The 11,834-nt window shown below is 46.4% G+C and carries 12 protein-coding genes and 1 pseudogene; 1 reads left to right on the forward strand and 12 read right to left on the reverse strand.

The genetic code is table 11. The features are described 5' to 3' along the window. Positions 1 to 1,038 precede the first annotated feature (1,038 nt). Positions 1,039 to 2,439: a [FeFe] hydrogenase H-cluster radical SAM maturase HydG gene (gene hydG, locus LBQ00_02110; GenBank protein ID MDR2017665.1), complete on the reverse strand. Its 1,401-nt coding sequence runs from the start codon at positions 2,437 to 2,439 to the stop codon at positions 1,039 to 1,041. Next, the gene (locus LBQ00_02115; protein ID MDR2017666.1) at positions 2,429 to 2,695 is read right to left on the reverse strand and encodes an iron-only hydrogenase system regulator; all 267 of its coding nucleotides are present in this window, start codon (positions 2,693 to 2,695) and stop codon (positions 2,429 to 2,431) included. Before LBQ00_02115 ends, hydG begins: the two co-directional genes overlap by 11 nt. A 423-nt stretch (positions 2,696 to 3,118) precedes the next feature. On the opposite strand from LBQ00_02115, the gene LBQ00_02120 reads away from it, so the two are divergent. Then, the gene (locus tag LBQ00_02120) at positions 3,119 to 3,355 is read left to right on the forward strand and encodes a hypothetical protein (GenBank protein MDR2017667.1); all 237 of its coding nucleotides are present in this window, start codon (positions 3,119 to 3,121) and stop codon (positions 3,353 to 3,355) included. Positions 3,356 to 3,721: 366 nt separating this feature from the next. Here LBQ00_02120 and LBQ00_02125 read toward each other — a convergent pair. From LBQ00_02125 to xseB, 10 genes and pseudogenes are all read right to left on the reverse strand, one after another. After that, positions 3,722 to 3,840, reverse strand: a pseudogene (locus tag LBQ00_02125) (transposase). A 649-nt stretch (positions 3,841 to 4,489) separates the two neighbouring features. Then, positions 4,490 to 5,596, reverse strand: coding sequence for a nitronate monooxygenase (locus LBQ00_02130; protein MDR2017668.1), 1,107 nt, complete (start codon positions 5,594 to 5,596; stop codon positions 4,490 to 4,492). Positions 5,597 to 5,823: 227 nt separating this feature from the next. Continuing rightward, positions 5,824 to 6,063, reverse strand: coding sequence for a DNA-directed RNA polymerase subunit omega (gene rpoZ, locus LBQ00_02135; protein ID MDR2017669.1), 240 nt, complete (start codon positions 6,061 to 6,063; stop codon positions 5,824 to 5,826). Further along, the gene (gene gmk / locus LBQ00_02140; GenBank protein MDR2017670.1) at positions 6,063 to 6,638 is read right to left on the reverse strand and encodes a guanylate kinase; all 576 of its coding nucleotides are present in this window, start codon (positions 6,636 to 6,638) and stop codon (positions 6,063 to 6,065) included. Before gmk ends, rpoZ begins: the two co-directional genes overlap by 1 nt. Positions 6,639 to 6,662: 24 nt before the next feature. Further along, positions 6,663 to 7,532: a YicC family protein gene (locus LBQ00_02145; protein ID MDR2017671.1), complete on the reverse strand. Its 870-nt coding sequence runs from the start codon at positions 7,530 to 7,532 to the stop codon at positions 6,663 to 6,665. Further along, a complete protein-coding gene (locus tag LBQ00_02150) occupies positions 7,526 to 8,050 on the reverse strand; it encodes a DUF4416 family protein (protein ID MDR2017672.1) in 525 nt (174 codons plus the stop codon). Before LBQ00_02150 ends, LBQ00_02145 begins: the two co-directional genes overlap by 7 nt. After that, entirely contained in the window at positions 8,002 to 8,769 is a 768-nt protein-coding gene (locus LBQ00_02155) for a TlyA family RNA methyltransferase (GenBank protein MDR2017673.1), read from the reverse strand. Before LBQ00_02155 ends, LBQ00_02150 begins: the two co-directional genes overlap by 49 nt. Then, positions 8,751 to 10,622, reverse strand: coding sequence for a 1-deoxy-D-xylulose-5-phosphate synthase (gene dxs / locus LBQ00_02160; GenBank protein MDR2017674.1), 1,872 nt, complete (start codon positions 10,620 to 10,622; stop codon positions 8,751 to 8,753). The genes LBQ00_02155 and dxs overlap by 19 nt, the downstream gene beginning before the upstream one ends. Next, positions 10,622 to 11,509 (reverse strand): polyprenyl synthetase family protein, encoded by an 888-nt coding sequence (locus LBQ00_02165; protein MDR2017675.1) that lies wholly within the window; start codon positions 11,507 to 11,509, stop codon positions 10,622 to 10,624. The genes dxs and LBQ00_02165 overlap by 1 nt, the downstream gene beginning before the upstream one ends. Next, entirely contained in the window at positions 11,506 to 11,727 is a 222-nt protein-coding gene (gene xseB, locus LBQ00_02170; protein ID MDR2017676.1) for an exodeoxyribonuclease VII small subunit, read from the reverse strand. Before xseB ends, LBQ00_02165 begins: the two co-directional genes overlap by 4 nt. Positions 11,728 to 11,834: the final 107 nt, after the last annotated feature.

Consider the following 11,834-nt stretch of genomic DNA (forward strand, 5'->3'; position numbering starts at 1 on the left):
TGAATGTTGTGTGCTTTACCCCTGTTATTCGATGAAATTTCTCATTCGTATAGTTTTGTAACATCTCATATTTCATGGATGTCAGCTTATGCCTTTTTACTTATTTTAGGAAGAGGACTTATCGTATGCCCATGGCTTTTTGCGGTTTCTCTTTGGCGGAACAACGGGCAAGTAACCAAGGGATTTGGCCAGATACCGCGTTTTGTCGTCCTCATACGCCAGATCCAATCAAAAGCGGAATAGGATTAGCTGCTTTCCCTTTGGTCAACAGAAGTTTGCAGAGCATCACTGCCGTGATGATCTTATCATCTCATGAAGTTTGGTCCTCAAGTCTTTCCAGTTTTTTTAATGCGCCAACAACCGTCAGGATGTACTTTAGCGCATGTGCTCAACAATTTGCTTTTATTTGCAGCGCTAAAAATAAGCGTTCTAAAACACCGTTTTTAGCCCAACGATTGACACGCTTATATTATGGTATACCACTTTCCGAAAGTTTCAGGTAATGCTCTCCATTTTCAGCCATACACAATATTGCGTTGATTAGTCGTTGATTCTCAATGCCTACATTGCCCCGCTGTGTTGGTAGATACTGCTTAATACGTTTGTATTGTTTTTCAGTTATAATCATTCTTTAATTCTATCATTATAATTATTTAGTGGTAACAGGCCCTAATAGGGTGCAGGCCAAGAAGGCCACTTTTTACCTGCACGGTTACTTGACAGACACAACAGTTTGCATAATCCAGGCAGAACTTATGCCACACACGAATACCCCATCAAAGCTCCCGTTCCGGGTCAAAATAGCGTTCCAGCAGATGTCCTAATTTTTAAGGTATATAAACTCTTTTTCCCTGGTGGTTTTTTCAGCGTTTAACTCTTTCTTTAATAAAGAATCATCTTCAGTCTGCCGGATATTATCCGGTTCTTGCGCTCAAAATTTTTTGAGTGACTTCCCCGGTTGGTTTGTATTTTTTGGGTCGGATAGGAGAGATACGGATAGATTTCTTCGCGTAGGGGAATACTCTTCCGCCCTCCCCGTCAAAAATATAGGTCCCTCTTTCCCTCCTCTATTTCATCAAGGGCATGAGACATTTTATCCTTCAAGGATTTCTTCTCTATGTCGGACACTATTTTTTCTATGAGAATAAGACCTTTTTCTTTTGTTGGCGGGGAGGCAAAATCCATCAGGTATTCCTTGAACGTAAAGACCGCGTTAGGCATGCAGAACTCTTTTATGAGGCCCGGTTTCGCAAGATCCATAAAATCGTTGCCCACCCTGCCTTTCCGGTAACACCCGGTACAGAAAGACGGTATATAACCCTTGTCTACAATCGTCGATATAACCTGATCAAGACTGCGGTGGTCTCCAAGGGAAAACTGGCTTCCTGTATCCTCGTTCCCTTCCGAGTACGCGCCTGGATTAGTCCGCGAACCCGCCGATATCTGGCTTACCCCGTAATTGAACACTTCCGTCCTCATCTCTTCATTTTCCCTCGTACTCAGGATGATTCCGGTATAAGGAAGGGCAATTCTAATGATAGAGACGATCTTCTTGAAATCTTCATCACTCACTTGATTGGGAACATCCGTCGCGATGGGGGCATTATCAGCCAACTCAATCCTCGGGACACTGATCGTATGGGGGCCACACCCGAATACTTCCTCAAGATGACGGGCGTGCTCCATAAGAGCAAGCACTTCAAAACGATAATCGGCAAGGCCGAAGAGTACACCGAGTCCCACATCGCTAATACCAGCTTCCATGGCCCTGTCGAAAACCATCACCCTATTGTCGTAATCGGCCTTCGGGGTGCCTGCGGGATGATAGCTTTTGTAAAGGACCGGGTCGTAGGTCTCCTGAAAACATACATACGTACCTATTTTTTCATTTTTCAGCTTCACAAAATCCTCAATCGGCATAGGGGCCAACTCCACGTTGATCCTGCGGATGTAACTGGTCCCCTCCCTCACTGAATAGGCGGTATGTATTGCCTCACACATGTAATCAGTATTATTCCTCGGCGATTCGCCACAGATAAGCAGGATCCTTTTATGCCCCTCCTTCAGGAGTGATGCGACCTCACCGGCGATTTCTGGCATGGTGAGGACCTTACGTCGGAGTGTCTTGTTGTCCCGCCGGAACGCACAGTAAAGACAATTGTTCACACATACATTGCCCGTGTAAATAGGAGCGAAAAAAACAAGACGTTTCCCGTAAATATGCTCCTTTACGACCTTTGCCGCTTCCATTATCCGACGGATACCCTCTCTGTCCTGCACCCTCAGAAGACTTGCGGTTTCTTTGAGGTTCAATCCCTTAAATTTTAAGGCTTTATTGAGAATAGCACTCAAGGAGCTTTCTGTCGGAATTTTCTCTTCAATGAGGCTGTACAGTTTATCCCTGTCAATAAAAGGTTTCCCTTTTTCATTATAAGTCATGTCCATTCTCCTTATATTTCGTGAGAATAGACTTTACCTCAACACCTTCAAGTTTGCCAATTTTACCTGTAAGGGCGTTAATCTGATCCATGTTACCCTCGACTACAAGAGAGATTATGTTGACCCCCCTGTCTCGTAAAGGTATCCCTTGCCGCCCCAGAATAAGCTCCGAATACTCGGAGAGAAGGAAATTGATCTTCGAAACTGCCCATTTACTCAATATGAGGATAACTACTGCTCCAAGTCGCTTTTCTATCGGACTTCTCCTCTAGATCAGAATTAAATTGACACTTCGAAAGAGATAAAATCTGTTTCTCAGTCTAATTATATAATAAGACAGAAAAACTGAAAAGGCAAGGAAGAACACCCCCTCTTCCCCCACCGCTCCTCCCCACCCCAACAATCCCCTGACTCCTGTGGATAGAGATGAGAACACTCGATAGTAACACCAGATTCCATCATCAGCGATGGTAAGCCAATTATACTTACTACCACAGAACCTCATTTCCTGACAGGTATCAGGAAGAGAATTCTGGATAACCTCTCCCTCTTTTTAGGTCTTACCATCCTAAGCTCCCGCGAGATTATAGCGTGGGGAGGGAAGAGCCAAAGAGAGCAATGGAGATTTAGCAGAATAGGTATAGACAAGGAGTGGTATTCATCACGCTATAATTATAGCGTGAATACAAATAGTGTAGCGAAGAGGCGAACCCAAAACATCAAAGGCGTGGACTACTACGGTTACGTCTATGAAACCATCAAAAAGACGAAGCAGAACCGGCATAGGCGCGAATACATCGGCAAAATAGGGCAAGGCGGGGAGTTTATACCGAACAAGAACTACCAAAAGAAGGTGGTGCTGTGCCTGCCGGAACACCCGCCCGCCGCGTATTTTTCGGAGCGACACACCTTTTAGAAGTCACAGGGGTACGTGAAGATCTCCGGTTCTGCTTTCCCAGCAGCTATAAGGCGCTCATGTCCCTTGTTTACTATCTGGTGTTGGAGAGCGAGAGCCCCTTCTGACCATCACCGTGGAGAGAGAAGCTCTCCTTACAGCGGATAAGCGAGATACTGCGGGATACCTCAGAGCAAGCTAAACTGGAGTTTTTCAAGAGACAGGATCAGCGACGCCAGGAAAAAGAGTACTTGGCTTATGACAATACATAATAACCCATCGTGTTTAATCCAATTTGCTATGTCAGATTCCGTAATCGAATTTAGTGCTTGTTTCAATGCTCTTTGCACTTCTTTATAGTTTCTCGCCTTGAGCCTTCAAGAGTATTGCCCACATCATTTCAATAGAGTTGAAATCTGGCGAATATGGCGGTAGAAATAAAACAGTAATACCTTTGTTGTACCCTTAACTTTATGGGCAGAGAGATTGTCAATTCGCAGGGGGTCAAGCACTGCTCAACATAACAGCAAGATTACCGTCCATAATCCCTTTAATCAAAGTCCTTTCAAATCGGAATCGTCAACGCGACGGGACTTCTTGCCCCACCCATGATAAAATATATATTTTCAGTGTCTAATTTTTCTTGGATTTTTTTCCATCTCGCACGCTGGGCGACAACATCTTCTCGCTGCTGTCCGTTTGGATGGAGTGTCTTACCCATTCATAGATAACGCCTCTATCATTTCTTCTAATGATATCTCATTATCCTTTTCTTCCAGTACATGGGATTGCGGAATAATCGCCGGTTTGAAGATATTTGTTCCATATCCGACTGATGGAGCCTGCGCTGACATTTAACCACTTAATGATAGCAACTGCCGATTCTTTGCGTTGTTTTGCCTCAATTATATTTTGTCGTTCGAAATTGGCTGCAAAATAGCTCATCTCCCCTTTGGGCTATGTATATCACAACCCTATAAATATGTTAATGTATAAGTAAATTGGTGTAAGAGACAACAAACAGGAGATCACGACCCACGATTGTGATCGCTTTCGTCTTTTCATCTCGGCATTACCATTCCTACTTGCGTGGAGCTACGAGCAACCAGCAAACGATCGGCATGCACTATAGTTTTCTCAGGAGGAATCAGTGGGTCAGCAAGCGATATGGGAGGACGAAGGGGTCGAGCCAGTAAGCTCGGACATAAGTTCTTTGACGGTTGTAGCCCTCTCTATTCTCCACGCGATTGCACCTGCGGTGTAGAGAGGTTCTTCCAGTTCAGGGTTGTACCCGCCTGACGAGAGAAGGCCATTGCATATACAAAAAGAGGTTTCATTGTTATCCTTGGCAAGACAACGGGTGTACGCTCCGCTGGAATCCTTCAGAAGGACATAGCCCTTATCGCACTTCGGCTTTCTGAGCCTCCCAAGAGATGAGACGAACATGGGCGACTGTCTTATAACTCTGAAAGGCAAGCCACATGGAGAACCTGGATGGTTGGCCACAAGAATATCTTCTTTCCTAGCGCTAATGATCGCCTGTTTGTAGTCCGACGTCGCGCTACTCTCCTCCGTAATAAGAAACCTGGTTCCCATCTGGACCCCGTCAGCCCCCATACGAAGGAATTCAATAATGTCCTCATGAGTATAGATTCCTCCTGCGACTATAACGGGGAAATTGCCATGCTTCATTGCCATATCTTTTACGGGGGGCAGGAGGTTTTCAAGCCTGTTCGATTCAAGCTCCAGCTCATCGTATTTAAAACCCAGGTGGCCGCCCGCGAGGGGTCCTTCCAGCACCACTGCATCCGGCCTGTAGGAAAATTTCTCCCATTTTTTGCATATTATCTCAAGGGCTCTCGTTGACGAGACTATGGGGATAAGGGCCGTATCCTTCGGGTGTTGGATGGAGGGGAGGTTCATCGGCAACCCGCCTCCCGAAATAATAACATCCGCTCCTTCGTCGATGGCTCCCCGTACCGTATCATTATAAGTACTTGCAAGGGCAACCATCACATTGATTCCTGCCACACCGCCACCCGCTTTTGAGCGGGCAATCTCCTCACGCACCGCCTCATAGGTGGCAATCTTTTTCCCATTCCTTTTGGAGACAATCCTGTCCACGGCTGCACTGGACACAATCCCAACGCCCCCTTCCCTTGCAACGGCTCCAGCCAGAGGATGAAGGGATATACCTACACCCATACCTCCCTGTATGATAGGCAGATTTATCCGTTTCCCCTTGATAACAAGGGACGGCAAAATGGGTTTTGAGCTAGACAGCAGAAGAACTCCTTACTATGACATTATTATAAACCATTCATCAATACGGGTGCTTGAGATCCGCTATTAGAATAGTTTTATATTTTTCCAGTATGGTATTATCCTACATCCTTGGCTTATTTGCAACAAAAACATTCCCATCCTGGAACACGCTTTACGGCAGGCAGGGCGAAAGATGTTCCAACCCGCGATTCGAAACGCACTGATCAAGGTGTAAAATTCGACAACTGGTAAGGAATCTCTTTGTTCTCCAAGGATTCTTTTTTTTCGAAACAGACCACGTTTTCCGCTATCTCCCTTAAGGCGGTCACTATTTCTTTATTCGAAGATTTTACCAGCGGCGTTGCGCCCTTCAGCAGTTGCTTTGCTCGTCCGGCAGACAGGTGGACCAGTTCGAAACGATTTTCAACCGTTTCCATACAGTCTTCAACTGTAATCCGTGCCATTACTTCCTCCTCGCTGTTTCCACGATACTTTTGAAATCTTCATAAGCTCTGTCAAGAATATCATTCACTATAGTATATTGAAATAATTGCTTTTTTGCAAGTTCTTCTTCTACCCGTTTCATCCTTATGCCGAGGTTCTTTTCTCCTCTAAGCGAAAGCCTGCGAATCAAGTCCTCCTTGGATGGGGGCTCAATAAAGACAAGGCAGGCTTCGGGGTATTTGTCCTTCACTTTGAGGGCCCCTTTCACATCAATATCAAGGATCATGTCGATACCTTTTTTCAAAATCTCACTCACTTCTTTTCTTGGCGTGCCGTAATAGTGATCGTGAACGCTCTCCCACTCGAGAAATCGGTCCTGTTCCGTCATCTCACGGAAAGTCTCGTCATCGACGAAATAATAATCTTCTCCTTCTTTTTCCTGTGGTCTTTTCTGTCTCGTGGTATACGAGATAGAAAACCTCGCGTCGCGGTCTTCCTTGAGAAACCGCTCTATAATAGATGACTTACCCACGCCAGACGGGCCTGAGACTACAAAAATCCGGCCCTTTTTTTCTGCTCCATCTACGATAGTCACAGTGAGTGGCCCCCTGTCCAGTTTTCATTCCACATTCTGCGTCTGTTCCCTCATCTTCTCTATTTCTACTTTTATCTTAATTACCCGCTCGTTTATATAGAGGTCGTTCGATTTGCTCCCCATTGTATTTGCTTCCCTCACCATTTCCTGGATGATGAAATCAAGCTTCCGTCCGATGGCATCCTCAGATTCAACAGTATCCCGGAAGTTTTCCAGATGGCCTTTCAATCTCACGATCTCTTCGGATATGTCAAGACGATCCATGTATATAGCCAGTTCCTGCAGTATCCGCGTCTCATCAATTGAAGCTGCTTTCGTCGCCTCCATAATTTTCTCCCTCAGCTTCTCTTCGTGGGATGTGACGTTGGCAGGCCATTGCGTTTCTACCTCGTCAAGAAGTGCCGATATATTCCTGAGCCTCAACATAAAATCCTTCAGTATCACCGCACCTTCTTTGGATTTCTCCTCATTCAGCTTCTCAAGAAGACCGTCCAAGGTATGGAAAAGCGTATCTTCAGGAATATTGTTGGCATCTTCATAGGTGATAATGTCTCTGAGACCAAATATGGTATCCAAGGTCAGTTTACCATTTATCCTATATTCTCTTTTGAGAGCCTCCGCCATGTCTATATACCGTTTCACTATCGTTTCGTTTATTTTAAACGGCGCGGGCTGCCCCTGGGACCGCTCCCATTTAAACAAAATATCTACTTTGCCCCGCTTCACAATCCGCTTTGCCAGTTCCCGCAATTTTTGCTCGTAAGAAAAGTCCATCCTCGACACTTTAATGCTAATCTCTAGATAGCGGCTGTTCAAAGACCTCGCTTCGCCGTAAAGCCTCCCTTCCGGACCCTCTATCTCCACCTTTGCAAATCCAGTCATACTCTTCAGCATTTCAGCATCCTCTTGTAGATGTCTCTCCATTTATTCATGATAAAGATCGTTTCCGCCTCGCGATAGTCAGGGTAGGTCCATTCAAGGGCCTTGTACGTACCGTTCTGGTACATAAGCGTCAGGTCCCCATATATACCCTTGTTAAGGTAGATCCTATGGGAATATCCTTTTGTGGTGGCAAGTATGACATGTTCGAGCGCGATATAGCCCGGATCAATATTTACCGTTCTCTTGCTGCCTGTTGAAAGCATCCGTTCTATAACGTTCGTTTTCAGTTTGATGTCTGGGAGCAGTTCCCGGTGGAGCAGAGGCTCAAAAAGAAGGAATACACGTGAAAGCCTTTCTCCTAATTCCTTATCATAATAGTTGCTGTGGACAAACGGGATGAGTCCGGTGGTTTCTTCTATTTTTCCGATAAAACTTACCAGCTCACCTTCTGCCTCACGCAATGATATGTCGCTTCCAAATATCAGGCTTGCAAAATACTTGACTGATTTCGGTACATGTGGATTTCCCATAATATGAAGTATTCCTTATTCTTTTTCTCTTTATCCCTCGGCACTTCCACCGTGTTCACCACTTTGATCCCTAAGGTTCGGCCGAACTCGCCAATCTCGCCCATAACCCGGTTAATCTTTTCCTCATCTTTTACAATGCCGCCTTTGCCTACTTCAAAACGGCCAACCTCAAATTGGGGCTTCAAAAGAGACATAATACATCCGTCGGGCTTGATCAAGGGCACAATCGCAGGGAGTATCTTTCTCAAAGAGATGAAGGAGACATCAATGGTCGCCAAGTCTACCCGCTCTCCTATGACACGTATATTCAACTCTCGTGCATTGTAATTTTCCCGAAGGAAAATCCGTGGGTCCCCTCTCAGTTTCTCGTGAAGCTGGTGTGTACCCACATCAATGGCATACACCATTGACGCCCCGCATTTCAAGAGGCAATCGACAAATCCCCCTGTAGATGAACCGACGTCAAGTGTCTTTTTTCCTGAAACGTCTATGCCGAACGCGCGAAGGGCCGCCTCAAGTTTTACCCCCCCATAGCTCACGTAAGGGATCGGATCTACTTTAATCTCAATGAGGGCATCCTCCGGAAATTTTCTGTCCGGTTTGGTCACCCTTTCTTTTCCAACATAAACCTCACCCGCCATAACAAGGACTCTTGCCTTTTCTCTTGAAGGGGCAAGGCCTTTTCTGGCGAGCAGGATGTCTATTCTCTCTTTAACCAATCGCGGACTGCCTTTTTTATCCCTTCTTTATCGAGACCGGCCCTTTTTCTGAGGGTTGCTTGGGAACCGTGAGGCAGGAATTCGTCCGGCAATCCCATGTGTTTCACAGGTATCGTGATTCCTGCGTTCGAGAGCATCTCTGAAACACCGCTCCCGAACCCTCCGATCGTCGTGCTCTCCTCCACTGTAAGTATCCGCTCGGTCCGGTCGGCTACCGCCGAAAGCATCTCCATATCTAGTGGTTTTATGAATCTTCCATTTATCACCGTACAGTTAATCCCTTCCCTTTCAAGCTCTGACGCCGCAGCGAGAGCCGGATACACAGTGGTCCCGCAGGCAATGACAGCGATATCACCGCCGCCCTCTCGGAGTATTTCCCAAGTACCAAGTGGAATTTCATAAAATTCTGATTCCAGAACCACTCCGACTGTCTCTCCCCTGGGATAACGGACGGCTGCCGGTTTCCCGTAACGATATGCGGAGAAAAGCATATGCCGGAGTTCGTTCTCATCCTTCGGACTCATGAGGATGAGGTTGGGGATGCTCCGGAAGTACGAAAGGTCAAAAGCGCCGTGATGAGTGGGTCCATCCTGACCCACGATGCCGCTCCTGTCAACAGCAAAGACAACGGGGAGGTTCTGAAAGCACACATCCATAATAATTTGATCGTATGCCCTCTGGAGAAAGGTGGAATAAATGGCGACAAACGGCCTGAGACCACCTAAGGCGACTGCGCCCGCAAAAGTAACGCCGTGTTGCTCGGCAATACCAATATCATAGAATCTGTCTGGAAAAAGCCGCGAGAACCTGTCGAGACCTACGCCGAGACCCATTGCCGCGGTTACGGCCACCACCTTTTCATCTTTTTCGGCCAGCTCGACTATTACTTCTCCAAAAACATCAGTAAACGTTTTTGCCACTTTCGGAGGCGAGTTGCCCGTAAACATCTCAAATGTGGATATGCCGTGGAATCGTGCGGGGTCATTCTCCGCATGATTGTATCCTTTACCTTTCTTTGTCACCACATGGAGAAGCACGGGACCCTTCAATTTTTTTACATTCCCAATGGTATCGATAAGGTGGTTCAGATTGTGGCCGTCGACCGGACCTACATACTGAAATCCCAAGGTTTCAAAAAGCATACCGGGCGTCATCAATCCCTTTATGGTCTCCTCCATGTGCCGTGCCGCCTTATATACCGTATCGCCGACAGGGGCCGGGAGTTTCTTAAGTCTTGTCTTGACCTCCTCCCTCAGGTTGCTCACAAACCCGCCCGTCATGATCTTGTTTAAATACGATGAGAGAGCGCCTATGTTCTTCGAAATGGACATCTCGTTGTCATTCAGCACCACCAAGACATCGCTTTTGAGATGACCAGCATGATTTAATGCTTCGAAAGACATGCCGCCCGTGAGAGACCCGTCGCCAATGACCGCTACAATTTTATGGCTTTCACTCCTATTTTTCCTAGCTTCCGCAAGCCCCACGACAATAGAGATAGAATTTGATGCGTGACCAGTATCGAATATGTCATACTCACTTTCCTTTCGTGAAGGAAAACCACTTATACCTCCGTCCTGGCGTAGCGATTCAAACTTGAATTTCCTGCCCGTGATAATCTTATGGGTATAGCATTGATGCCCCACATCCCATATGATCTTGTCCTCTGGCGTATCGAATATGTAGTGTAACGCAATGGTCAACTCCACCACGCCGAGGTTTGATGAGAGGTGACCTCCCGTCTTCGAAACTGTATCAACAATATATCGCCGTATCTCGTCAGCGAGCTCCGACATTTCGTCGATGTCCAGCTTCTTCAGGTCCCTCGGATCTTCTATTTTCTCCAAAAACATCAGGAAACCCGGCTGCCGATGAATTGCGCAAGTTCAGTGAGTACTGCCGCGTTGTCACCCAAAAATTGTACGGACCTGATTGCTTCATCCGTAAGCTGCTCAAGTTTTATCTTGGATGCAACCACTCCGTAATGCTTCACGTAGGTCTGCTTATTGGAGTCTTTTTTCAACCGTTTTCCCACGGTCTCCTCATCCCCTTCCACGTCCAGCAGATCATCCATAATCTGGAATGCAAGTCCCAAGCATTCACCATACCGGGTAAATTTCCGAAGAGCACTAGCCTTTGCTCCTCCTACTATTGCGCCCACTCTCACGGAAGCCCTGATAAGGGCGGTCGTCTTGTGGAAGTGGATATAGTCGAGGACATCCTTTGTCCCTTCTTTCCCATCGTAAAGAATATCCATAACTTGACCCGCCACCATACCCTCAGCACCAATTGCATTGGCAACCTCGAAAATAACCTGTTTGACCGTCTTGGGGCTAATCCGTTCAGCGTAATGCCCATCCGCCATGATTCTAAAAGCCTCCGTAAGAAGTCCGTCACCAGCCAGAATTGCCATGGCCTCGCCGTACACCTTGTGGCACGTAGGCTTACCACGTCTCAAATCATCGTTGTCCAAACTCGGCAGGTCATCGTGGATCAAAGAATATGTATGTATCATCTCAATGGCGCATGCGAAAGGCAGAAGATCGTCACTGTTTCTTCCCATAGCCTCACATGCCGCAATAGCCAGTATGGGCCGTATTCTCTTACCATGGGAGAATAGCATGTACCCCATGGAGTCCCTGAGCGCTGAAGGTGACGTCTTCAAGGAAGAAAATACTTCCTTCAGGCTTTCCTCCACAATGATCTGCTTTTCTCGTAAATATGCCGCCAGGCTCATCATGCCTCGTCTTCGTGGAAAGGCTGCCTTTCGACCAACCCGTCCTCTTTCTTAACCAGCACTTCAACCTTCTTCTCGATCTCATCCAACCTTTTTGAAAGGTCTTTAGTGAGGGACAACCCTTCCTTAAAGAGGCCGAGAGCTTCGTCAAGCGGAATGTTGCCATTATCAAGCGTTTTTACGATATCTTCAAGTTTCTTAAGCCCATCCTCAAATTTCATTTGCCATTATTATAAAGTTTAAAATGCTCCTTATCAAGTATTTCGTGCCCACAGACCGCATTCCACTTAAGTTTTATAGAAGACACAACGAGACAAATTATTACTTC

The sequence above is a fragment of the Syntrophobacterales bacterium genome, from assembly GCA_031274925.1.
In the GTDB taxonomy this organism is placed as follows: domain Bacteria; phylum Desulfobacterota; class Syntrophorhabdia; order Syntrophorhabdales; family Syntrophorhabdaceae; genus PNOM01.